We start from the raw sequence: 24,882 nt of genomic DNA on the forward strand, positions 1-24,882 counted from the left end.
AAAAAACAATGGAGGCTACGCCTCCATTGTCAAGTTATATTGAGAAATCAGCACGGTATAATAGCATAATTAGTGCACATCACGCCAATATTCTTTCTTAAGAAACACCACAACGATAGTGAATATCACTAAGAAGGCCATGACCCACCACCCTAGCGCATGACGCTCAAGCTTCACCGGATCACCAGAATATTCTAGGAAATTAACCAAGTCGCGTACTGCCGTATCAAATTCCTCTTGGTTGAGCTCTCCACGACCATCACTTTGCGTACCAACCACAACACGGTGTTCTTCACCGTCGACCATGTGCGTTTCATAGACAGGTTGCGGTACACCTTGCAACTCTTCTAATACATGAGGCATACCAACGCTTGGGAAGACGATATTGTTCACACCAAACGGACGAGAAGGGTCGGCATAAAACGAGCGTAAATAGGTATATAACCAGTCAGTTCCACGGACACGAGCCACCAAGGTTAAATCAGGTGGTGGCGCACCAAACCACTTGGCTGCAGACTCATCAGGAATCGCATTTTCCATTAAGCTGCCGATTTTTACCGCCGGATCAAAGATCAGGTTTTGTTTCATTAAGTCATCAGGGATACCCAAATCTTGGGCTACGCGACCATAACGCTGATACTGAGTTGAATGACAACCAAAGCAGTAGTTCATAAACAGCTTGGCACCATTTTGTAGTGACGCCTTATCACTCAAGTCATTGTTCGCAGCATCAAGCGGAACATTAGCGCCTGCCGCCATCGCCAGAGATGGCAGCAGTGCAAATAACATTACAATCCACTTCTTCATTTGAATGTCACCCTCTCTGGTAATGGTTTGGTTTTTTCATTTTTACTGTAGAAGAACAACAGTACAAAGAACATGAAATAGCCCAAGCTGAAAATACGTGCGAGCAAGGTATAAGTAGGTGTTGCAGGCAACGCCCCCAAAATACCAAGAGCAATAAAGCAAATGGTGAATTGAATAATATTAATTAAGTGGAATTTACTGCGATAACGGTATGAACGTACTTTACAACGATCTAGCCAAGGGAGAACAAACAGTACGGCAATCGACAGCCCCATCGCGATCACCCCAATGAGTTTATCAGGCACCGCACGCAAAATGGCGTAGAACGGAGTGAAATACCAAACGGGCGCGATATGTTCTGGCGTTTTCAATGGGTTTGCGGCCTCAAAGTTAGGCGGCTCGAGGAAGTAGCCTCCCATCTCTGGATTGAAAAACAGCACATAACAGAACAAGAATAAGAAGCCCGCAACACCGATGAGGTCCTTAACCGTGCCATATGGATGGAAGGGTATCGAATCGATGATGTCGTATTTCTTGGTGTAATAATCGTGGAACTTGAACTGCGTTTTGTAATCGTCACCCATGGTGCCTTTTGGCAGTTTGGTTTCGATGCCATCAGGGTTGTTTGAGCCAACTTCATGCAGAGCTAATACGTGCAAAACGATCAGCAATAACAATACGATAGGCAACGCAATCACATGCAGAGCAAAGAAACGGTTTAGCGTTGCTCCGGAGATAACATAGTCACCACGAATCCACAGAGTCAGGTCATCACCAATCACAGGAATCGCCCCAAATAGGGAGATAATCACCTGCGCGCCCCAGTAAGACATTTGTCCCCAAGGTAAAAGGTAGCCCATAAAAGCTTCAGCCATCAGCACTAAGAAGATCAGCATTCCGAAGATCCACAGCAGTTCACGCGGCTTTTGATACGAGCCATAAATCAAACCGCGGAACATGTGTAAATAGACAACAATAAAAAACGCTGAGGCACCAGTTGAATGCATATAACGCAGCAACCAACCGTACTCTACATCACGCATGATGTATTCAACCGAAGCAAAAGCACCATCGCCAGACGGCACGTAGTTCATGGTTAGCCAGATCCCGGTCAATAATTGGTTAACCAGCACCAACATGGCGAGAGAGCCAAACAAGTACCAAAAGTTAAAGTTCTTCGGCATTGGGTATTCAGAAAGGTGTTTTTTGTAGGCATTCATTGCTGGAATGCGTTTTTCCACCCAATCAAGTAACGCTTGCATTACGCCTCCCCTCCTTCGTCGACACCGACGATGATTCGCGTATCACTCAAGTACATATGCTTAGGCACCACAAGATTCAGCGGTGCAGGAACGCCTTGGAATACACGACCAGCCATATCAAACTTCGAACCATGACACGGACAGAAGAACCCCGATTTTACGCCTTGGACTTGTTCACTAAAACTGTCGGGTAAATAGGTAGGCGAACAACCAAGGTGAGTACAAATTCCAACGGCAACAAAATATTCAGGTTTGATGGAACGGTAAGCATTTTGAGCGTATTCAGGCTGCTGAGCCTGCTCTGAGGAAGGGTCTCGAAGTTGATCTCCGATATCATTCAGACCATCCAAAATGGCTTGGGGACGGCGAACGATCCACACCGGTTTTCCTCGCCATTCAACTCGAACCATCTGGCCTTCTTCGAGTTTGCTGACATCAACTTCAACCGGTGCTCCAGCGGCTTTCGCTCTGGCACTTGGGTTCCACGATTTTATAAAAGGCACGGCAACAGCAGCAGCTCCCAAGCCACCCACAACCGCGGTTGTGGCTGTCAAGAAACGTCTGCGGCCGTTATTTAAAGGCGCATTGCTCATCCAAACATTCTCCCATTTGTCCCATCGAAAAAGTCCTATTTTTCTTCAAGGAACATGGCTACAAAATTACGGATTTAATTGTATTTATTTGATTAAAGAGCATAAATAAAACCCTACTTTTTGACAAGATAAAGCTACTTTTTAGTAACATTTGTAGAGGAATTCGCCTATGCTGTCACAAAAGGCACATAACTGTAAGTAAACTCAATTTCAAAGGCGGGATGCAGGAAAGGATAAATAATGAAAATACAAAAAAGCCTGGCATTGAGCCAGGCTTTGGAACCACAAGTCGTTCTGAAAAACAGAACCAAACTTTGCGAATTTTCTCGAAAGAAAATTAACGCTTAGAGAACTGTGGACGACGACGTGCTTTACGTAGACCAACTTTCTTACGTTCAACGCGACGAGCGTCACGAGTAACGTAGCCAGCTGCACGTAGAGCAGGACGTAGAGATTCATCGTATTCCATTAGAGCACGAGTGATACCGTGACGGATTGCACCCGCTTGACCAGAAATACCACCACCAGAAACAGTGATGTAAAGGTCAAGTTTTTCTACCATCTCAACAAGCTCTAGAGGTTGTTTAACAACCATACGAGAAGTTGGACGACCGAAGTACTCATCAAGGCTACGCTTGTTGATTACGATGTTGCCGCTGCCTGGTTTGATAAAAACACGTGCAGCTGAGCTTTTGCGACGGCCAGTGCCGTAGTATTGATTCTCTGCCATTTTCGAAATCCCCGATTAGATGTCTAGTACTTGTGGTTGTTGAGCAGCATGGTTGTGCTCAGCGCCAGCGTAAACTTTAAGCTTACGGTACATAGCACGGCCTAGAGGACCACGTGGAAGCATACCTTTAACCGCTAGTTCAAGCGCCATTTCAGGTTTACGATCGATCAACTTTTCAAAAGTGATAGATTTAAGACCACCTGGGAACTCTGAGTGACGGTAGTAAACTTTGTTTTTCGCCTTGTTACCTGTTACAGCAACTTTCTCCGCGTTTACAACGATGATGTAATCACCAGTGTCAACGTGTGGAGTGTATTCAGCTTTATGTTTGCCACGTAGGCGAGATGCAATTTCACTTGCTAGACGGCCAAGAGTTTTACCTTCAGCGTCTACAACATACCAGTCGCGTTTTACAGTTTCTGGTTTAGCAACGAAAGTTTTCATGCTAATAATAACCCGTTAATAATCAAATTTACACTTAAGGAGCTTAACGCTCCCACTGACTAAGAGCCCAGTCATCACCCCTTCGAGTGGATGGCACTCTCGACCAACCTTAAATTGGTCTGCAGTAACGGTGGGTCGCAGGATTATAGAGAAGTCAGATGAAAAAATCACCCCCTTTTCGAGTAAATCCGCAAGTTTTTTGTCTTTTTTTTCGTCAATAAAGATTTGCTTAACTCAAATGCTCTCGCGCTAAATATTCTCGGCTCTGCATCTCAATAAGACGTGACTGACAACGTTGAAATTCAAAGTTGAGCTGACCTTCTGTATACAAGTCTTCAAGAGCCACTTGTGCAGAAATAATCAGCGTCACGTGGCGCTCGTAGAACTCATCCACCAATGCAATAAATCGCCGCGCTGCATCATCCGACAATCGCCCCATCTGTTGAACATCGGCCAATAACACCGTGTGATACAGACGAGATAATTCAATGTAGTCATTTTGGCTACGTGGCGTTTGGCAAAGCTGGGCAAAGCTCGCAAACAGTAATCCATCTGCCGATTTTATAACCGGAATCTGGCGATGATTAATGTCAATAATTTGTACCGCGGGCTTGTCTTCGCCAACTAACTGCTGATAGTAGCGCTGCAAATTTCGTTTTGCGCTCTCATCATGCGGATGATGGTAAATTTCGGCTTGCTCCAGAGTACGAAGGCGATAATCAATGCCACTGTCAACATTAATAATGTGGCAATGCTTTTCAATCAATTCAATGGCAGGAATAAACCGAGCTCTTTGCAATCCATTGCGATAAAGCTCATTGGGCGGAATATTGGAGGTTGCCACTAAAATAATGCCGCGTTGGAATAAGGCCTGAAAAAGCGTCCCAAGGATCATGGCATCGGTAATATCTGACACAAAAAATTCATCAAAGCAGATGATGTCCGCTTCAGCTTTGAACGTATCAGCTATATGTTCAAGCGGGTCGCTGACATCATTTAATTTTTTCAGCTCTTCATGGACTCGATGCATAAAACGGTGAAAATGGACACGCATTTTCTTTTCAATCGGCAAAACCTCATAAAAGCAGTCCATCAAGTAGGTCTTGCCTCGCCCGACGCCCCCCCAGAAGTAAAGACCTTGTGGAGCTTCAGGTACTGACGGCGTTTTTGTAAACCATTTTGTCCATCGACTCACAGATGCAACAGGCTGTTGTGTATACTCAATACATTGGTGGTAGAGACGATCTAATGCTTCTACAGCATCTTGTTGCGCTTTATCTTTTTGAAAACCTGACTGTTTTAGATCAATTTGATATTTTTCTAGTGGGGTCATGAGTCACGTACCTAGAGTAGATAAAGAAAAATATGCTAAGTAGAGCACGTCTATTTTTCTTTATTGGCTATGGTTGTCATAGTACCATGTGAACTCAACATGTGTAACCAACAGGTAAAAAACATGTTAAATAACAATGATAAGGAGCAACTATGCCTTGGATATATGCTGTTTTAGGTCTAGTTATTGGCGCTTTTTTGGGTGTAGTCATTTCTCGTCTAACTACGCCAGACTATAAAAAGCAAAAAAGTACGCAAAAAGAACTCGACACTGCAAAATTTCAGCTAGAGCAGCAACGCCAAGAGCTTGCTGATCACTTTGCACAAACCGCAGAGATGCTGGATAACCTCGGTAAAGATTACACCAAGCTTTATCAACATATGGTTAAAACCTCGGGAGAACTGCTTCCAGAACTACCAGAGCAAGATAATCCATTCGCTAAGAAGATTGCTGAATACACGGTTCCCTCAGCCGATAATGCGGAAGAAAAAGCCAGCTATTTAGATGAGGTTCTTGATGAAGCCCCGAAAGACTACGCAAATGGGTCTACAGGGCTTTTCAAAGAGCAAGAAAAGCAGATTCTTCATTCGGATGAAGTGGTTACTGCCAAAGCTTCTTAATCGAAGTTAAAAATTTTACGTGAACTTTGCAAAGGTTTTTGAGTCATAACTCACGTCGGTGCTGATTGAAATCTAATTTTTTGAGCAAATATTAGATACAAAGCATTAACTGTATAGGAGTTATCAGATGAAAAAACCTTTGCTTGCTTTAACCGTCCTATCCCTTAGTTTAAGCTCAATTCTTGCTCCCTTACCTGCATCTGCGGCATTGCCGTTAGCGGTGAATGGCGAACAAATTCCCAGCTTAGCGCCAATGCTAGAAAAAGTAACTCCAGCGGTAGTGAGTATCGCCGTTGAAGGAACTCAAGTTTCTAAACGCCAAATCCCGGAGCAATTTCGCTTCTTTTTTGGTCCAGACTTTCCAACCGAACAGCTTCAAGAGCGTCCGTTTAAAGGCTTAGGCTCAGGCGTGGTGATTGATGCTGATAAAGGCTATGTCGTAACCAACTACCATGTCATTAATGGCGCGGAGAAAATTCGTGTTCAATTACATGACGGACGTGAATACAAAGCAGAACTGATCGGCGGCGACCAGATGTCTGACATCGCGCTACTCAAGCTCGAAAAAGCTGAAAACCTCACGCAAATCAAGATTGCAGATTCGGATAAATTGCGGGTCGGTGATTTTACTGTCGCGATTGGTAATCCGTTTGGTTTAGGTCAAACAGTGACCTCCGGTATCGTTTCAGCGCTGGGCCGCAGTGGATTAAATATCGAAAACTTTGAAAACTTTATCCAAACAGATGCCGCCATTAACAGCGGTAACTCTGGCGGTGCCCTTGTTAACCTAAATGGGGAATTGGTGGGTATCAACACCGCTATTCTTGGCCCTAATGGTGGAAATATTGGTATTGGCTTTGCCATACCATCTAATATGATGAAAAACCTCACCGAACAAATCGATGAATTTGGTGAAGTTAAACGCGGCATGCTTGGGGTTCAAGGTAGCGAAATAACAGCAGAACTCGCTAAAGCGATGAACTACAAATCAAGTAAAGGCGCCTTCGTTAGCCAAGTGATTCCAGATAGTGCGGCAGATAAAGCCGGCTTAGAAGCTGGCGATATCATCGTTTCTGTCAATGGTAAATCCATTGATACTTTCGGTGAACTGCGTGCGAAAGTCGCGACTCTTGGCGCGGGTAAAGAGGTCAAACTCGGTGTGATTCGTGATGGTGATAAAGAAGAATTTGATGTGACCTTAGGCGAACAAACCGATGTGAAGACCACTGCGGATAAACTTCATGAAGGTTTAGCTGGTGCAGAGTTAACCAACACGACGTCGAGTGATCGTATCGAAGGTGTGAAAGTCGCTTCGGTCGAAAAAGGGTCAATGGCAGAAGCTTACCAGTTGAAAAAAGGCGATATTATTATTGGCCTTAACCGCCAACGGGTTAAAAACTTAGCGGAGCTGCGTAAGATTCTCGAACAAAAACCGAATATTCTGGCGCTTAACATCCAACGTGGCGATCGCACGATTTACTTGGTCGTTCGTTAATTTTCACCGAATTCGCGTCATTGACGCAATCTTATCTCTACCATCAAGAGCAGCGAAACATTCGCTGCTCTTTTGTTATTTTAAGAACTAATGCTATTCTTCTGCATTCATTAGATTACCCATGATTTTGAGGAAGGTATGTTAAATTTTCTTCTGCGATCCGTCTTATTAGGCTTGGCCACCGCAGCCGTACTGTTGATATCGGTACCTTCCCTTCGCTCGCATATCATTCCAGCAGGCACTGCTGAAACCAGTAATAATATCGAGTCCTTACAGATTTCATTTAATACGGCGGTGCGTCGCGCAGCGCCTGCCGTGGTTAACATATATAGCCGTAAATATACGGAAAGTGATCGCACTAAACTGTCCACTCAAGGATTGGGCTCTGGCGTGATTGTCAGCGATAAAGGCTACATCATTACTAACTACCACGTAGTTGCTCAAGCCGATCAAATTATTGTTGCTTTGCAAGACGGGCGAGCAGCAGCGGCGCATTTAGTCGGTAAAGATCGCCGTACCGATATCGCCATACTGCGTGTCGAAGGCACCAATTTGCCCGTTATTCCCCTCAACCCTAACTATGACCCGAAAGTCGGTGATGTGGTCTTGGCGATTGGTAACCCTTATAACTTAGGGCAAACCACGACGTTTGGGATTATTTCAGCAACAGGTCGTTCCTCGATTAGCGCGGATGGTCGTCAGGCGTTTATTCAAACCGATGCGGCGATCAACGAAGGTAACTCCGGCGGCGCATTAGTTAATACTCGTGGCGAGTTAGTGGGAATTAACACGGCCTCGTTTCAGCAAGCGACGGAACTGGAAACGTACGGCATTTCTTTCGCGATTCCATTTAAGTTAGCGAACAAAATCATGGAGAAAATCATTGCCGATGGGCGCGTTATCCGTGGCTACATTGGGATTGATGGGCAAGATATTAGTGCGATGGCTGAACGTATTTTGGGCAATGAGCACTTAGGTGGCATCGAGGTAATGGGCGTTGATCCTAACGGCCCGGCTGCCGATGCTGGCTTTATGGAAAAAGACATCATCTTGAAAATTGACGGGCAAAAAATTCATGGTCGCCAGAGTGTGATGGACCTCGTCACCGATCTACGCCCTGGCACCACCATTGATGTATTGGTTGTGCGCAAAGGTAAGCAGAAAACCCTGACCGTGACTGTCGGAGAAGATCCTCGGGATTAATGTCTTCATGCTTTATGAAATAAAAAGCCCCGCGATTATCGCGGGGCTTTTTTTGCTCAGTTAAATCGATTACGACTCACTGTTGGTATCGTCTTCGCTAGCAACAGGTTCAACATCAATTGCCGTCACGCGTTGTAACCCTCTTGGCAATAAGCTACCACGACGACCACGTTCACCTCGGAAGTTATCTAAGTCAGACGGTTTCAATCCTAACTTACGCTTTCCTGCATAAAGGGTTATTGAACAACCACTTGGCAACGCCATAAGATGAGACACAACTTCTTCTCGCTCTTTGGCCTTTGCCGCTGGAATATTGATGATTTTGTTACCTTTGCCTTTACCCAATTGTGGTAAATCTTTAATTGGGAATAACAGCATACGCCCTTGATTAGTAATGGCTAAGATTTCATCGCTGTCCAAATTGCCAATCGGGTTTGGCGTCATGACTTCCGCATTTTGAGGCAAAGTCACTAACGCCTTACCACTGCGGTTTTTCGACAACAAATCACTGCCTTTACACACAAAACCGTAACCGGCATCAGAACCCACCAGCCACAGTTGGTCTTCTTCACCCATAACAACGTGGCGAATATGCGAACCAGCATTCAGGTTCAATCGCCCGGTAATCGGCTCACCTTGGCTGCGAGCAGATGGTAGCGAGTGAGACTCAAGTGAGTAACTGCGCCCATCACTGCCAAGGAAAACAGCAGGTAAATTACTCTTACCGCGAGCGTGGGAGAGATAACTGTCTCCGGATTTGTAATTGAGACTGGCCGGATCAACCTCATGCCCTTTGGCATGGCGGATCCAACCTTTTTCAGACAGTACCACTGTAATCGGTTCACTTGGCACCAAATCGCGCTCGGTCATCGCTTTGGCTTCTGCACGCTCAACCAAAGGAGAGCGGCGATCATCACCGTACTTATCCGCATCCGCTTTGATTTCTTTCTTCAATAGCGTATTCAAACGACGCTCTGAACCGAGCAATTGTTCTAGCTTCTCGCGCTCTTTCTCAAGCTCATCTTGCTCACCACGAATCTTCATCTCTTCGAGTTTGGCAAGGTGGCGCAAACGTGTATCGAGAATCGCGTCCGCTTGAATATCCGTGATACCAAAACGTGCCATCAGAACCGCTTTAGGCTCATCCTCGGTACGGATAATTTCAATCACTTCATCTAAGTTTAGATAGGCGACCAACAAACCTTCAAGAATGTGTAGGCGAGCCAACACCTTATCTAGACGATGTTGTAAGCGACGACGTACTGTGCTGCGACGAAACTCAATCCATTCATTAAGGATCTGCACCAAGCCTTTCACTTGAGGACGATTATCAAGGCCAATCATGTTTAAGTTCACGCGATAGTTACGCTCAAGATCAGTCGAGGCAAACAGGTGATTCATCAGCAAATCACAGTCCACTCGATTTGAGCGTGGCACAATCACAATGCGTGTTGGATTTTCATGGTCAGATTCGTCACGTAAATCTTCAACCATTGGCAATTTCTTGGCTCGCATCTGCGCGGCAATTTGCTCAAGCAATTTCGCACCGGACACTTGATGAGGCAGCGCGGTGATCACTACATCACTGCCCTCTTTGTGCCATACCGCGCGCATTTTGATGCTGCCACGACCAGTGCGATAAATTTTCTCTATGTCCGTCTTCGGCGAGATAATTTCTGCTTCCGTTGGATAGTCAGGACCTTTAATAAAGTCCATCACATCGCTCAATTCGGCTTTTGGTTGTTCAATTAGATGAATGGCGGCATCCGCTACCTCACGCACGTTATGTGGCGGGATATCGGTCGCCATACCGACCGCAATACCTGTCACACCGTTGAGTAAGATATGAGGCAAGCGTGCTGGCAACATTTGCGGCTCTTTCATAGTGCCATCAAAGTTAGGCTGCCACTCAACGGTGCCCTGACCTAATTCACCCAGAAGAATTTCTGCGAATTTAGACAGTTTCGCTTCGGTATAACGCATTGCTGCGAAGGATTTGGGATCATCTGGAGCACCCCAGTTACCTTGGCCATCGACCAACGGATAGCGATAAGAGAACGGTTGCGCCATCAATACCATGGCTTCATAACAAGCCGAGTCGCCGTGTGGGTGGTATTTACCCAATACGTCACCAACCGTACGCGCGGATTTTTTATATTTCGCGGCCGCCGAAAGCCCAAGTTCCGACATCGCGTAGATAATACGTCGCTGAACCGGTTTAAGACCATCACCAATATAAGGTAAGGCTCGGTCCATGATGACGTACATCGAGTAGTTGAGATAAGCGTCTTCGGTAAATTTTCGCAGTGGTAACTGCTCAACGCCATCGTAAGTAATTTCGTTAGCCATCTATTATTGTACCTCTGCCATGTCGCCGTACTGTTGTAGCCAACTACGACGATCATCTGCACGTTTTTTACCAAGCAGCATATCCATCATTTCGTTGGTCGCATCCCCATCGTCAATGGTCAATTGCACCAAACGACGAGTGTTTGGATCCATCGTTGTCTCACGCAGTTGCAGTGGGTTCATTTCACCAAGGCCTTTGAATCGTTGTACATTGATCTTGGCTTTTTTCTTACTTAAACGCTCAACAATGCCGTCTTTTTCGCCATCGTCCAGTGCGTAATAAACTTCTTTGCCGCAATCAATACGATACAGTGGAGGCATAGCAACATACACATGACCCGCCGCCACCAAGGAAGGGAAATGCTTAGTAAAGAGCGCACACAATAGGGTTGCGATATGCAGGCCATCCGAGTCCGCATCGGCAAGGATACACACCTTACCGTAACGTAGAGACTCAAGATTATCGCTATCAGGGTCGATGCCCAGAGCCACAGAAATATCATGAACTTCTTGCGAGGCTAGGACTTGGTCAGCAGAGACTTCCCAAGTATTGAGGATTTTACCGCGCAGCGGCATGATGGCTTGGAATTCGCGATCACGCGCTTGTTTCGCGCTGCCTCCCGCCGAGTCCCCTTCCACTAAGAACAGTTCTGTGCGGCTCAAATCTTGTTGCGAACAATCTGTCAGTTTTCCCGGTAGTGCTGGGCCCGAGGCCACTTTCTTCCGTACCACTTTCTTTGCTGCACGCATACGTCGATGCGCGTTAGCAATACACACTTCCGCTAGCATTTCTGATAATTGCGGCTTCTCATTGAGCCACAAGCTAAACGCATCTTTGACCACACCAGACACAAACGCCGACGCTTGGCGCGAAGACAAACGCTCTTTGGTTTGCCCAGCAAATTGCGGATCCTGCATTTTCACCGAAAGAACATAAGAACAACGATCAAATACATCATCTCCGGTCAGTTTGACGCCACGAGGTAGCAAATTACGGAATTCACAGAACTCTCGCATTGCATCCAGCAAACCTTGACGTAAACCATTGACGTGGGTACCACCCTGAGCGGTCGGAATCAGGTTGACGTAACTTTCGGTGATCATCTCACCACCTTCTGGCTGCCAGATAACAGCCCACGTTGCCGCTTCCGTTTCTGCTAAAAATTCACCCGTAAACGGTTCTTCAGGTAAAACGGGGAAGCCTTTTACCCCTTCTGCGAGATAGTCTTTAAGGCCATCTTCATAAAACCAGCGATGCTCATTACCGTTGACTTTATCGCTAAAGGTGATTTCAAGCCCGGGACACAACACGGCTTTCGCGCGCAAATTGTTAATAAGGCGAGTAACAGAAAAGTTGGCCGAATCAAAGTATTTGGCTTCAGGCCAAAAATGAACGCTGGTACCGCGATTTCGACGCCCACAAGTGCCCGTAACAGTTAAGTCTTGAACCTTGTCACCATGCTCAAAAGCGATTTCATACACCTGCCCATCACGGCGTACCGTGACTTCGACACGTTTAGATAGTGCATTAACTACGGAAATCCCCACCCCGTGAAGACCACCAGAGAACTGATAGTTTTTATTGGAGAATTTACCACCGGCGTGCAATTTGCAGAGGATCAATTCAACCCCAGACACTTTTTCTTCTGGGTGAATATCCACTGGCATGCCTCGACCATCGTCAATCACTTCAAGCGACTGGTCTGCATGCAAAATTACTTGCACCTTACTGGCGTGTCCGGCTAACGCTTCATCGACGCTGTTATCGATGACTTCTTGACCTAAGTGGTTCGGTCTTGCGGTATCCGTGTACATACCAGGACGGCGGCGTACTGGCTCCAAGCCATTAAGAACCTCAATGGCTCCAGCATTATATTGTTCAGTCATAGTACGGATTATCGTCGTAGAAACAAAAATGGTTACTTCGCAGTGCGATTATGAAGCTTTTTAAGATTTCGATTAAAAATTGACACAAAAGTGCTGATTGTTTCAGCACAAGTCGCTGCGAAAGTATAGGAGAAACATAGTCTGGAAGAGACTGGCTTATGTCAAGAGAGAGACGCGAGTACTTCACAAATTTATGACTTTTCCCTCAAGGCTCATTAAAGTTGAAGGAATTGGATGATGGATTCCGGATAGCGTTCAAAATCGACAAAACTATGGTCGCCTCCCGCTTCTACTGTCTGTTTTACACCATTGAGTTTTTCAACGGCTTGACGGTAATCAAGAACTTCATCGTCTTGTTGCTGCAGCAGCCAAATCGTATCCGGATTTCGAATATTTGCAATATCCAGCGCTTTGAGTTCATCCATATGATGCCACTCTAGCAAATATTGCTGTTGAGTATAGGGATTGGTTTGAACCCCAAGATAGTCAGTTAATAGATCATAGGGCTTGACGGCTGGGTTAACCACCACCGCACGTAAACCAAACTTATGGTTGAGCCATAAAGAGAAATACCCACCGAGTGAGCTGCCCACCAAACCAATTTGATACTGCGTAAGGTAGCGTTCAATCAGCGACGTGAGCGCGATTGCTGCATCTTGTGGGTAGGCAGGCAAATCAGGCACCACAACCTTAATATCGGGTCGGTATTGCCGACAGTACTCCTGCATCACCATTGCTTTGTGAGATTTAGCTGAGCTGTTGAAACCGTGAATGTATATGAGCAGTGAGGGTTTGCTCATTCTCAGTAGCCTGCAGAGTTAAAATCAGGTTGAAAGCTACCCGCTTTTAAGCGTTTAACTTGGGTAACGATATCGCCATTATCCAGTAACTCTAATTCTCGCCATCCAGGTGCTTGATGATCGAGAGCAAAGTCATCTGAGTTGGGTTTAAATTGAACACAGGTTGATGGCGTAGCCAATACTCGAACCCCATGATGGCTTTTATCCATATCTTGATGAATATGCCCACACAGCACCGCTTTTACATTGTTGTGCTTGTCGACCACTTGCCAAAAATCATCGGCGTCTTTTAATGAATGCTGATCCAGCCAATGGCTACCAACCAATAAAGGATGATGATGCAGCAACACCAGCGTATGTTTTTCTGGATACTCCGCTAATTTACTATCCAGTAGAGCCAGTTGCTGATCGCTTAATCGCCCATGGGGCACACCGACAACTTGAGAATCCAGCAAGATCATTTGCCAATGCTCGCCCAGTAATACATGGTCAATCGGTTCAATTTGTGCAGAAGGAATCACCGAGCCCATGTTGGGCTTGTAATCGTGATTTCCTGGCAACCAGAAGCAGGGCTTTTGCAGAGGAGCAATGCCCTGCTCGAACTTTCGATAGGATTGCTCACTATGATCTTGGGAGATATCACCTGTCGCAAGAATAGCATCAAACTCAACGTGCTCTGTCTTGATGGCGTCGACAACCGCCAAAAAGCTTTCATAGGTATTGACGCTCAATAAGCTTCCATCACTGGGCGCAAAAAGATGAGTATCTGTTATTTGCAGCAACTTAATGCTGCTATTTTGTGATGTGCTTGACGATACTTTCAAAACTAAAAACCTGACTAAATTCCTAAGGATGTCCGGCTAATGCCGTGTCTTAAACAAAACGAAAGCCAATCACCTAAAAAACGGTTTAACTGAGCTTTTTCATCTTTTTGAACCATTTTTTCGTTGGGATAATCATAACGAGCTTTTACTCGTTTGAGATGTTCACTGCTGCAAACTTCTGCCACACGTGCATCGTGGTAGAGCCTGACAGACATTTTAGGCAATGGAAAGACAGCAACATCATCACTTTGACAGATGTCCACAAGCGTTGTGTACTTTGTGACTTCTTCCACTTCTAATTGATAAGCCATACTCGCCGCTTGATAACAACGAATATCGCCAACACTTGGTCGGCTAGGAAGCAGAGCACTCAACTTTGCGTAATTTGTTTCATAAACACGCATTAGCTCTGGGAAATCAACGTGATAAGGTTTTTTAGTTGCTACTTCAGCCATTGCTCTCTCAGTCGTTGGTGGTTGAGTTGTAACCATTGCAAAGCGATAATCGACGCGCCATTTTCAAACGTCCCGTCTTGCACCCATTGATAAGCCTGGTCTCGGCTCATCACGTGAACACGAATATCTTCACCTTCATCTTCAAGGCCATGAATCCCTTGAGCCAATGATGAATCTACCTGACCCACAAAAACATCAAGTCGTTCTGAGCATCCACCTGATGACGGATAATAGGACGTCACCTTTTCGACTAGGCCGATCTCGACACCCGCCTCTTCCATGGCTTCACGGCGAACCACTTGTTCTGCCGATTCTTGAGTATCAATAATGCCCGCAACGATCTCCATTTGCCAAGGACTTTGATGCTCTAATGCACCTACTCGGATCTGTTCGACCACAACAACTTGGTCACGCACCGGATCGTAAGGCAGCAATGCTGCCGCGTGACCACGTACAAACATCTCTCGCTCAATGGTATCGCTCCAGCCACCCGCAAACAATTTGTGCTTAAAGCGGTACTTCACCATCTGGAAGAACCCTTTAAATAATGTATCTTTTGAGAGAACTTCCACATCTTGTGGCGTGAACCTCATAGCTTGCTTGTCAGACTGTTGCATTGAATACCTCATTGAGTGAACGTTATAGTCTACTTAGTTACCGCTTTTGCTGCCAAGCATTGGCTCAACTTTTTATATATTTTTTATAAGAATATTTAAATCCATCACAATAAATTTATAATATCGAGCAACAATCATACTGTACAACTGGACAATAAAGTGTAAAAATTTACAAACTTTTGCGTAAATTCACGTCAATATAAGGTAAACTCTCGTTAAATCGATAATTTACAAGCATTAGGCAGGAATAGGACCCATGAAAAAACTGCTTCCCCTCGTGATTAGCGCCGCGCTAAGCGGGCTTTACACGACATCTGCTTTGGCAGATACGCTTGCAGAAATCTATAGCCAAGCGAAAGAAAACGATCCTACATTGTTAAATTCAGCCGCCCAACGCGATGCCGCTTTTGAAGCCATTAATTCTAGTCGTAGCTCATTGCTTCCTCAGATTAATTTAACGGCAAGTTACGATTTAACCCGTAGTGATTATGAAGCTCTTGGCCGCTCAACACGTGACAGCGATCGTCTTGCTGCCGGTGTCAGTTTTTCCCAAGAACTTTATAACCGTTCCAGTTGGATAAGTTTAGACACTGCAGAAAAAACTGCACGTCGTGCCGACTCTTCCTATGCTTCTGCTCAGCAATCTTTGATTCTACGCGTCGCCCAAGCATACTTTGATGTACTAAAAGCCAAAGAAAGCTTGGAGTTTGTCCGCGCAGAGAAAGCCGCCGTTGCGCGTCAGCTAGAACAAACCAAACAACGTTTTGAAGTGGGTCTGTCTGCTATTACAGACGTTCATGACGCACAAGCTCAGTATGATACTGTTCTCGCTGATGAAGTTTTGGCAGAAAATGAACTGGCAAACAGCTATGAAGGGTTGCGCGAAATTACGGGTCAGTCACACGCTAACCTGAGCGAATTAGACACCAAGCGTTTCGCCGCAAGTCGTCCAGATGAAACCGTTCAACGTCTAGTCGATCAAGCGCAGCAAAAGAACCTTGAGCTACTAACCGCACGTATTGAACAAGATATTGCGCGCGATAACATCACCTTGGCCAGTTCAGGTCGCCTACCACAGTTAACGCTGGATGGCGGTTACAACTATATGTCTGAAAATAACGATGATAACTCGCTATCTGGTGAGAATATCAGCGACTTTAGTGTTGGCTTGAACCTCTCCGTTCCTCTATACACTGGTGGAAACCTGACGTCACTGACCAAACAGGCCGAATACAACTACGTCGCCGCAAGCCAACAGTTAGAAAGCACTTACCGCACCGTGGTACGTAATGTTCGTGCCTATAACAACAACATCGTCGCTTCGATTGGCGCCATTCGCGCGTACGAACAAACTGTTGTTTCCGCACGCTCTGCACTGGAAGCCACTGAAGCAGGTTTTGATGTAGGTACACGTACTATCGTTGATGTACTTGATGCGACTCGCCGTTTATACGATGCGAACCGTAGTTTATCCAACGCTCGTTACGACTACATTGTAAGTGTGCTGCAACTGCGCCAAGCTGTAGGCACACTTAGCGAGCAAGATATTGTCGACATTAGCAGCAGTCTACAACCTGTGACGGGCTAAGGGCTTCATCTGACGGAAACAAAAAACCGCTGCTTTCGCAGCGGTTTTTTTATTCAAACAAGGTTAAGGCGCTTAACCTTTGCCACCTTTAATCGCGTTAATGATTTCAGATGTGGAGCACCCATCTTCAAAGTTAAGCACTTTCACTTCCCCGCCATTAGCAATCACTTCTTTCCCGCCAGCGATTTGCTCTGGTTGGTAGTCGCCTCCTTTAACCAGCAAATCAGGCAAGACTGAGGCAATTAAACGCTGAGGCGTCTCTTCGCCAAACGGAACCACCCAGTCGACAGCACCTAAGCCCGCTAACACCGCCATACGGCGATCGGTTGGGTTAACAGGGCGACCAGGCCCTTTAAGACGCTTCACCGATTCATCAGTATTAACCGCAACAATTAAGCGGTCGCCTAATTTCGCGGCATGATTGAGATAGGAAACATGGCCGGCATGCAAAATGTCAAAGCAGCCATTGGTCATCACGACTTTCTCACCTTTTGCTTGTGCCTGTTTCACCGCTTCGACAAGCTTGTCTTCGCTAATCACGCCAAAGTCAGTATCGCGACTGCCGTGTACCGCTTCTGCCAATTCAATGGTCGACAACGTCGAGGTGCCCAATTTCCCGACAACGACGCCGGCTGCCGCGTTGGCCAATGCACATGCTTCATCAAGCGGTTTCCCCGCAGATACAGACGCAGCCAACACTGAAATTACGGTATCGCCCGCCCCCGTAACATCAAACACCTCTTTGGCTTGGGTAGCGAGATTAAACGGTACTTGCCCTTTACGCAGTAACGTCATGCCATGTTCACTGCGCGTAACAAGCAAGGCTTCAAAGTCATATTTGTCGATCAGCGCAAGCCCTTTTTCGACTAGCTCTTGTTCTGTTTTGACACGTCCAACAACGAGTTCAAATTCCGCCATGTTAGGAGTGAGTAGTGTGGCACCACGATAACGTTCAAAATCGGCACCTTTCGGGTCAATAAACACGGGAACGTTGGCTGATCGAGCTTGTTGAATGTACTGCTGAACATGCTCAAGCGCGCCTTTTCCATAATCGGAAAGCACAACCGCACGAACCGTTGGTAACACTTTGTCCATACGGCTTAACATCAACTGAGGATCGATGTTCTCAAACTCATCTTCAAAATCGAGTCGAATCAGTTGCTGGCCTCGGCTTAACACTCGTAATTTAGTGATGGTGGGATAATCACTCAAACCAACAAAATCACACTCAACGCCGAGCGACGATAGCGTGTCATTTAATACCGCTGCGGGTTCATCCACCCCGGTTAGACCAACAATGTGTGCTCGTCCGCCCAGTGACGCAATGTTCATCGCAACGTTCGCTGCACCACCTGGACGTTCTTCATTGTTTTCTACTTTAACCACGGGGACAGGCGCTTCTGGTGAGATTCGGCCCGTCGGTCCATACCAATAGCGGTCAAGCATGACATCACCGACAATCAGTACGCCTGAATCGCTGTAGTCAGGTAGAATTGGTTTCATTGTTGATCTCCAAAGTATTGTTCTGCGCGAATTTTAGCACAGCCAATACGAAGCCAAAACTCCCGTCATACGGTTATTCCAGCCATTGTTGCCAAACTTTTGTCACTAGATCACGTTCTGCCACCAGCTTCTCTTCATCCACATCCGCCGATAAGTTCAGTAAGTTACGATGGTGGATTTGATCACGCATCGTTGTATAGGCATGAGTGATTCCTTGGCTGTCAGACTCAGAGATGATGCCTTCATTCATCAGCGACTCAAAAATCCGTACATTATCCGACCACTGAGTTAGCTTGGGCTTGTCATGACTAAACATCAGTACCAGATACTGGGCCAAAAACTCAATATCAGTGATGCCGCCGCTGTCTTGCTTAATCATAAAGCGACCACTTTTTTTCCCACCTAAGTGTTGCTGCATCTTAAGGCGCATATCGACCACTTCTTGCTTGAGTGTTTCTTGGTCACGCGCTTGGGTAAGAACGCGATGGCGAGTTTGCTCAAACCTCTCAACTAAGGGTTGGTCACCATAGATGATTCGTGCGCGCACCAGCGCTTGGTGCTCCCACGTCCAAGCTTCATTGAACTGATACTCAGCAAACGCATCGGTTGGGCTCACTAGCAAGCCTGAAGCGCCAGACGGGCGCAGCCGCGTATCCGCTTCATATAAGATGCCCGAAGGGGTGCGCGTCGAGAAAATATGGATAATACGTTGAGCAAGGCGCAGGTAAAACTGTCGACCATCAATCTGCTTGACGCCATTCGTTACCACATCAACTGGGCAGTCATGCATAAATACCAGATCCAGATCGGAGTTATAACCGAGCTCCCATCCCCCTAACTTGCCATAACCGATCACAGCAAAGCCTTTTCCGCCTCGTTGATCCAGATGGCTCGGCTCACCGTATTTTTCACTCAGTTGACGCCAGGCCAAGTTAACTACGGATTCAACGGTAACTTCAGCAAGACGCGTTAAATGATCGCTGACTTTCATCACGGGCAAAGCGCCAGCGATGTCGGCCGCGGCAATGCGCAGAATGCTAATCTGCTTAAACTGACGCAGACCTTCCATCTGCTGCTCCATATCATCTTCAGGAATGCGTGCCAGAAAATCCCGTAACTCAACCTGATAATCGTCAAGCTGAATCGGGTTATACAGGTGCTGAGGGTCGATCAACTCATCCAGTAAGATAGGGAAACGCCCTAACTGTTCGGAGATCATGGGACTGGCGATACACAGACGAACCAATTGATACAACGCACCTTTATGCTCATCAAGCAATTCAAGGTAGGTGGTACGTGTCGAGATTTGATAGATCAAGGTAAGAACGCGAGGCAATCCATACAGCGCATCTTTATTTTCAAATACCGCTTTAAAGATCTTCGGCATTAAATGATTGAGCACTTCTCGCCCGCGAGGGCCTAAGGTTTTCTTCGCCAGATCACGTTTAAAATGACGAATACTTTCCGCGCAGCGCAAGGCATCTTGCACCTCAAGATCTTGCAAAATGACTTCGATCACTTCCTCTTTCTGGGCCATATCCCACAATTCATGGAAATGGATCTCCACGTCATCAGTCGACTCATCTTCATCCCCGACGAGGTTATTGAAAATGTCGTGAACTCGGCTCATATGCTGATCGATTTCGGCGGTTAACTCAGACCAACTCTCATAACGCATTGCTGTTGCCAATTGCAGCTGCTCAATCTCAGTCTCTGGTAAGGTTTGAGTCTGTTTATCGCCCAGCGCCTGAAGCAAGTTTTCCACTTGGCGTAAAAAACAATATGAGCTGCGCAGCTGAGAAACGTCTTGGTAAGGCAGAAGATTCAGGTCACGAACGGCTTTGAGCACTTCAAGCAAACTTTTACGACGCAAGCTCGGTTCACGTCCACCACGAATTAATTGAAACGACTGAGCAATAAACTCAATTTCACGAATCCCGCCCGCTCCGAGTTTAATGTTATTAGTTAAACCACGGCGACGGATTTCACTGCTGATCATCGATTTCATACGTCGCAGTGATTGAATCGCACTGAAATCAATATAGCGACGAAAAACAAACGGCAACAGAAGACGACGGAGCTCATCATACTGAGCGTACATTTCACTGCCCATTACTCGCGCTTTAATCATGGCGTAACGCTCCCAATCACGCCCCTGCTCTTGGTAATAGTCTTCAAGTGCTGCGTAACTCATGACCAGTGGCCCACTATCACCAAACGGGCGTAAGCGCATGTCGACGCGATAGCAAAAACCATCAATGGTCTGCAGATCAAGCACTTTGATAATTCGCTGACCTAAGCGCGTAAAGAATTGTGCATTTGACAGGCTGCGGCGCGCTCCTTGTGTCTCTCCGTTTTCAGGGTAGGTGAAAATCAAATCAATATCGGAAGAGAAATTTAACTCTCCACCACCCAATTTCCCCATACCAATAATCAACATTGGCTGCGGTTCTCCCTGACTATTACAGGGTGTTCCAAATTCTCGGCAGCAAAGATCATATTGCCATGAGTAGGCTTCGAATATCAGCGCCTCGGCGAGTTCCGAAAGATGCTTTAAGCTCTCTTCCAGACTCCAAGTATGGAGAAAATCACGCCACGCGATATACACCATTTCCCGGTTACGAAACTGTCGCAACACTTGCATGCCTTGCTGTTCGTTTTTGCAGCCCTTAAGTAGGTTTTTCAGCTGCAAACGATACTCTTCCCAGCGACGGTCAAATTCCAACATATGTGGCAGACGCTGACGAAGAAGACTATCCCTTTCTAAAGTTAAAGTAACAAACTGGCTCATACCAGCGATATAACTTAGCTCATCCAAACGGTTAGATGGCCAATGCTGCATCTCTTCGGATTGAAGGATCGGCTCAAGCGCCGATTGCGACACTGAAGATAAAGAAGCGGGCAATTGCATGTAGATTCCTTGTGCTAGCACGACATGTAGATATTAGATTTACTCTATACAAAGTTGCAGAAATAAAAAACGCCCACTGACGATTTGTGGGCGTTGATATAAAGAGTTAGACACTTTTATCAAAAGCTAAACGCTTGAGAGGACTAATCCACCTTGAACGAAGTGATTTTCTTATCTAATGCATCCGCATTGGATTGCATAATTTCTGATGTTTCCAGCAATTCACCGACAACGGTCACCGAGGCTTCAACCAGCTCTCGGACATTGGTTAGGTTTTGATTCATCTCTTCTGCTACCGTACTTTGTTGGCCTGCAGCAGAGGCTATCTGGAAGTTCATATCGTTGATTTGATTGACTTGATCGACAATACCGTCCAATTCTTGTCCAGCATTGGTGACCAAATCAACGCCATCGGCTGCTTCAACCACACTTTTTTCCATCAGCTCAACGGCCGAACCCGCACTGTTTTGCAATTGGCTGATCATCTCTTGAATTTCAACGGTCGCCTCTTGGGTACGCTGAGCAAGATTACGCACTTCATCCGCCACCACAGCAAAACCGCGTCCAGCTTCACCTGCGCGCGCCGCTTCAATCGCAGCATTTAGAGCCAGCAAATTAGTTTGTTCTGAAATGCCTTGAATCGTCCCTACCACACTGCCAATCGCTTCAACACGTTCTTCAACTTGATTCACCGCTTCGGCAGAAGCCGCAATGTCGGAAGACAATTGACGAATTTTAGCCACAGTATCAAGCACGAAACGTTGGCCAGAAGCCGCCTGCGTTGACGCATTTTCGGTGAGCGTTGATGCACTTTGCGCATGCTCTGCCACCGTTTGAACGGTTGAGGACATCTCGCTCATTGCTGTAGCCAGTTGATCAATTTCACGAAACTCTTCTTGTGCGGACTCTTTGGTTTCCGACATGCTGATGGCCATAATCTCCGTCAGCTCAAACAGCTCTTTCGACGCCCCCACTTGCATTTTGATCACTTCACGTAGCTGACGACGAGTTTTCTCGATCTCTCGTGCAACGTCGCCATATTCATCTTTACACTGCATATCAACCGCTACCGACAGATCTTTTTGAGCCATGGTGTTGATCGATTCACTAATATAGCGTGTTTGACGCAGCATGATACGTGCCGTAAACATCAGCAATACCACAAAGATAATAATCATAAATACGGTCTGCCAAACCACTTGCACTAAATAGGCATCATAGTGTTGTTGAGCAACTTGTGTATTTTGGGTTGCCGCGACTAAAGCGTTATAAAACGTACTTGCGTCCCACAATTGCTTAGCAATGATCAAAATGGTACTGAACACCATCAGTAAAACCATTTTCGGCACTAAGCGAATATCGGTGATCACTCGTTCCCAAGGCTTAAACGACAGAATTGCCATTATTCGTTCTCCCTTTCACTTTGTTGACGCGCTTATAGCTCTATAAAATCATCAATCTAAAGTTCTATTTTTATTTATTGATCTAATTCGAAAGATTGTATCAGTAATTTCCAGTAGGGTATGAGGTGTCAATCACCCAAACTTCAATAATTTATAATTTTTTACGGACCGTGAAATTATTTGCTTGTACCACAACGTTTCCCCTTGGAATACTCGGTTATCGGCAGAAAGAGACAGGTCTAAAGTCACCAAGGTGAAAATGTTGACTAATGAAAGATTCATAACAAAAAAAGAAGCCCGAAGGCTTCTTTTTACACAATTCCGTTTGACCTATTCTCGCCAGTAAGGCGTGGCCTCAACACTGATTTTTCTGGTCTGTTCCATGGCATGTAAAATCGATGTCTCTTGACGAAATAGCCAACGCTCCAGTTGTTCACGTTCTTCTGTTTCTAACTGATCTTTCAGATCTTCGAGCGGTTTTAGCATGAGTAACTCTTCAATGCCTTCGAGTAAGTCCGCCCAAGGCAAACGAAAACCATTACGTTCATCGAGATCGTACAAGCTGGCGAAACTCATTCCCGTATAGAGATTACGCAATAATCGATACTGCTGATCAATGTATTCTTGGCGATCGAGCGACTTCTCTGCCGGAAACGCTTCAGTAAGATCGGCCCAAGTACGATCAAGTTGTTTTGCGGCAAATTGCTGAATATTAAGATCCATCTTTTCACGCGCTTTTTCGTCGAGAAAAGGTTGCCAGCCACGAGTCAAAATCCAACGGCTCAAGTCGAGGATCAAGCCGGTGTAACGCGCGCAAGTCAACAGATTCAGAACTTCAAAACGATCTGGCAACTGCTGCTGCATCTCACTCAATTGAGTGATCAAAAACTTCTTAGCGTCGAGCTTGCGTAGCGCGTGACCTTTATCTTCCAGCAAATCTTCAAGGTGGTCATACTCTCTCAACCACTCTAACTCATGCTCTAGCCATTTCAGCTCCTGGCGCAAAATTGCACTGGCTCTGCGTGGCACAATGCCCCCATAGACACTTAATAATTGACGAATAAAGCTAACGGCATGGCGAATTTGATGAAGCGCCTCTATGCTCTCTTGCTCAACATAAAGCTGTTCATGGTATTGCCAATGATTTAAGGCGTGCTCAAGAGACTGAATAAAACACGATTCCACGCTGTCTGTTTTACTGGTACGCACCAAAGGCAGTCTTGTCACTTCATCAGGAGCAAGCTTCATTGCAAGTCGATAACCACGAGCCGCTTTACTGAGGTTGCCAAGACGCATTCCACCATGATCACACAATGCGCGAGCAAGCGTGAACAAGGCATCGGTTTGCCCTGATTTCAACTCTAATTCGACTTCACAAATCGGTTCGGCTTCATCACCAGAGATCACAGCGCCTTGGTCAAAGGCAACTTCAATTTGGCTTCCGTCTGCCATGCCCACTAACCATTGCTCACGGGTAAAGTTGGTTGAAAATAGAGGGCTAAGTTCTGACTGAAGCTCTTCCAGTGCTTTGCCTTGCGGCCAAATATCATCAGGGTGAAGAGAAACATCAGGATCATTGCTATTATGCTCAGCATTGTATTCTGGCCGTTGATGCAACCCTGCTACCACTCTCCCAGCGGTTTTAACGGTTTGCACAAAGACATCATCAAAACGACGAATCCTAAGACCAATATCGTGCTGGCGTAACCAGTTGTCCGGTGTATCGAAATAGGTATTTCCTAATTCACGGCAACTGTGCTGAAGAACTTTGGTTTCAGAGATCTTTTCTAGTAAAGTCTCTGAAAAGTCTGGAGAAACAAAAAACTTCAGTTCTATTTCGGTTTCCATAGTTTTACCTTTAAACGCAGATACCAACAGGATATTGCTTAAACTCAGTGTCAGCAAGCAAGAAATCCTCACATTTGAGCGTAAATCGATACGCAATAATGTCGAGTGTGTCATTTTCGCGCCACGGGTAGCAAAACAGGCGGGTAAAAGGTAAGCGTTTGGTATCTTTTAATAAGCTAACTAAGATTCCAATGAAGCAAACGTTTTCGT

At 45.9% G+C, this 24,882-nt stretch carries 20 protein-coding genes; 4 read left to right on the plus strand and 16 right to left on the minus strand.

The features are described from left to right. Positions 1–69: 69 nt before the first annotated feature. The 6 genes from ACFFUV_RS09530 to zapE all read right to left on the minus strand — a co-directional run bounded on the left by ACFFUV_RS09530 (position 70) and on the right by zapE (position 5,169). Complete coding sequence (locus ACFFUV_RS09530) at positions 70–807, minus strand: cytochrome c1 (protein ID WP_390191610.1); 738 nt, start codon at positions 805–807, stop codon at positions 70–72. Beyond that, on the minus strand, positions 804–2,069 hold the full coding sequence (locus tag ACFFUV_RS09535; RefSeq protein WP_390191613.1) for a cytochrome b: 1,266 nt from the start codon (positions 2,067–2,069) through the stop codon (positions 804–806). The genes ACFFUV_RS09530 and ACFFUV_RS09535 overlap by 4 nt, the downstream gene beginning before the upstream one ends. Continuing rightward, positions 2,069–2,662, minus strand: coding sequence for a ubiquinol-cytochrome c reductase iron-sulfur subunit (gene petA, locus ACFFUV_RS09540; protein WP_390191615.1), 594 nt, complete (start codon positions 2,660–2,662; stop codon positions 2,069–2,071). The genes ACFFUV_RS09535 and petA overlap by 1 nt, the downstream gene beginning before the upstream one ends. A gap of 337 nt (positions 2,663–2,999) precedes the next feature. Then, the gene (rpsI, locus tag ACFFUV_RS09545) at positions 3,000–3,392 is read right to left on the minus strand and encodes a 30S ribosomal protein S9 (protein ID WP_136483334.1); all 393 of its coding nucleotides are present in this window, start codon (positions 3,390–3,392) and stop codon (positions 3,000–3,002) included. A gap of 15 nt (positions 3,393–3,407) precedes the next feature. Continuing rightward, entirely contained in the window at positions 3,408–3,836 is a 429-nt protein-coding gene (gene rplM, locus ACFFUV_RS09550) for a 50S ribosomal protein L13 (protein WP_390191618.1), read from the minus strand. Between the two features lie 229 nt (positions 3,837–4,065). Continuing rightward, the gene (gene zapE / locus ACFFUV_RS09555; protein WP_390191621.1) at positions 4,066–5,169 is read right to left on the minus strand and encodes a cell division protein ZapE; all 1,104 of its coding nucleotides are present in this window, start codon (positions 5,167–5,169) and stop codon (positions 4,066–4,068) included. A 152-nt stretch (positions 5,170–5,321) separates the two neighbouring features. Between zapE and zapG the strand changes: the two genes are divergently transcribed. From zapG to degS, 3 genes are all read left to right on the plus strand, one after another. Continuing rightward, positions 5,322–5,789, plus strand: a complete 468-nt coding sequence (zapG, locus tag ACFFUV_RS09560) for a Z-ring associated protein ZapG (RefSeq protein WP_390191623.1) — start codon at positions 5,322–5,324, stop codon at positions 5,787–5,789. 127 nt (positions 5,790–5,916) lie between these two features. Beyond that, complete coding sequence (locus ACFFUV_RS09565) at positions 5,917–7,284, plus strand: Do family serine endopeptidase (protein ID WP_390191625.1); 1,368 nt, start codon at positions 5,917–5,919, stop codon at positions 7,282–7,284. 138 nt (positions 7,285–7,422) lie between these two features. Next, positions 7,423–8,487, plus strand: a complete 1,065-nt coding sequence (gene degS / locus ACFFUV_RS09570; protein ID WP_390191628.1) for an outer membrane-stress sensor serine endopeptidase DegS — start codon at positions 7,423–7,425, stop codon at positions 8,485–8,487. A 69-nt stretch (positions 8,488–8,556) separates the two neighbouring features. On the opposite strand, the gene parC is transcribed toward degS, so the two are convergent. The 6 genes from parC to nudF all read right to left on the minus strand — a co-directional run bounded on the left by parC (position 8,557) and on the right by nudF (position 15,419). Continuing rightward, on the minus strand, positions 8,557–10,836 hold the full coding sequence (gene parC, locus ACFFUV_RS09575; RefSeq protein ID WP_390191631.1) for a DNA topoisomerase IV subunit A: 2,280 nt from the start codon (positions 10,834–10,836) through the stop codon (positions 8,557–8,559). Between the two features lie 3 nt (positions 10,837–10,839). Next, on the minus strand, positions 10,840–12,723 hold the full coding sequence (parE, locus tag ACFFUV_RS09580) for a DNA topoisomerase IV subunit B (RefSeq protein WP_390191632.1): 1,884 nt from the start codon (positions 12,721–12,723) through the stop codon (positions 10,840–10,842). Positions 12,724–12,938: 215 nt separating this feature from the next. After that, entirely contained in the window at positions 12,939–13,523 is a 585-nt protein-coding gene (gene yqiA / locus ACFFUV_RS09585; protein WP_390191634.1) for an esterase YqiA, read from the minus strand. Between the two features lie 2 nt (positions 13,524–13,525). Then, positions 13,526–14,347 (minus strand): 3',5'-cyclic-AMP phosphodiesterase, encoded by an 822-nt coding sequence (gene cpdA, locus ACFFUV_RS09590; RefSeq protein WP_390191637.1) that lies wholly within the window; start codon positions 14,345–14,347, stop codon positions 13,526–13,528. Between the two features lie 14 nt (positions 14,348–14,361). Then, positions 14,362–14,802, minus strand: a complete 441-nt coding sequence (locus tag ACFFUV_RS09595; protein ID WP_390191639.1) for a DUF1249 family protein — start codon at positions 14,800–14,802, stop codon at positions 14,362–14,364. After that, complete coding sequence (gene nudF / locus ACFFUV_RS09600; RefSeq protein ID WP_390191641.1) at positions 14,790–15,419, minus strand: ADP-ribose diphosphatase; 630 nt, start codon at positions 15,417–15,419, stop codon at positions 14,790–14,792. Before nudF ends, ACFFUV_RS09595 begins: the two co-directional genes overlap by 13 nt. A gap of 256 nt (positions 15,420–15,675) precedes the next feature. On the opposite strand from nudF, the gene tolC reads away from it, so the two are divergent. Continuing rightward, on the plus strand, positions 15,676–17,007 hold the full coding sequence (gene tolC / locus ACFFUV_RS09605; protein ID WP_390191643.1) for an outer membrane channel protein TolC: 1,332 nt from the start codon (positions 15,676–15,678) through the stop codon (positions 17,005–17,007). A 72-nt stretch (positions 17,008–17,079) separates the two neighbouring features. Here tolC and hldE read toward each other — a convergent pair whose 3' ends face one another. From hldE to ACFFUV_RS09625, 4 genes are all read right to left on the minus strand, one after another. Next, entirely contained in the window at positions 17,080–18,510 is a 1,431-nt protein-coding gene (gene hldE / locus ACFFUV_RS09610) for a bifunctional D-glycero-beta-D-manno-heptose-7-phosphate kinase/D-glycero-beta-D-manno-heptose 1-phosphate adenylyltransferase HldE (RefSeq protein ID WP_390191646.1), read from the minus strand. Between the two features lie 73 nt (positions 18,511–18,583). Beyond that, complete coding sequence (gene glnE / locus ACFFUV_RS09615; protein ID WP_390191649.1) at positions 18,584–21,421, minus strand: bifunctional [glutamate--ammonia ligase]-adenylyl-L-tyrosine phosphorylase/[glutamate--ammonia-ligase] adenylyltransferase; 2,838 nt, start codon at positions 21,419–21,421, stop codon at positions 18,584–18,586. Between the two features lie 143 nt (positions 21,422–21,564). Then, the gene (locus ACFFUV_RS09620; RefSeq protein ID WP_390191652.1) at positions 21,565–22,824 is read right to left on the minus strand and encodes a methyl-accepting chemotaxis protein; all 1,260 of its coding nucleotides are present in this window, start codon (positions 22,822–22,824) and stop codon (positions 21,565–21,567) included. Positions 22,825–23,154: 330 nt separating this feature from the next. Beyond that, positions 23,155–24,672 carry a CYTH and CHAD domain-containing protein gene (locus tag ACFFUV_RS09625; protein ID WP_390191654.1) on the minus strand — a complete coding sequence of 506 codons (1,518 nt, stop codon included), beginning with the start codon at positions 24,670–24,672 and terminating at the stop codon, positions 23,155–23,157. Positions 24,673–24,882 lie beyond the last annotated feature (210 nt).

Origin of the sequence: Vibrio olivae, from assembly GCF_042428525.1 — a bacterium.
In the GTDB taxonomy this organism is placed as follows: Bacteria; Pseudomonadota; Gammaproteobacteria; order Enterobacterales; family Vibrionaceae; genus Vibrio; species Vibrio olivae.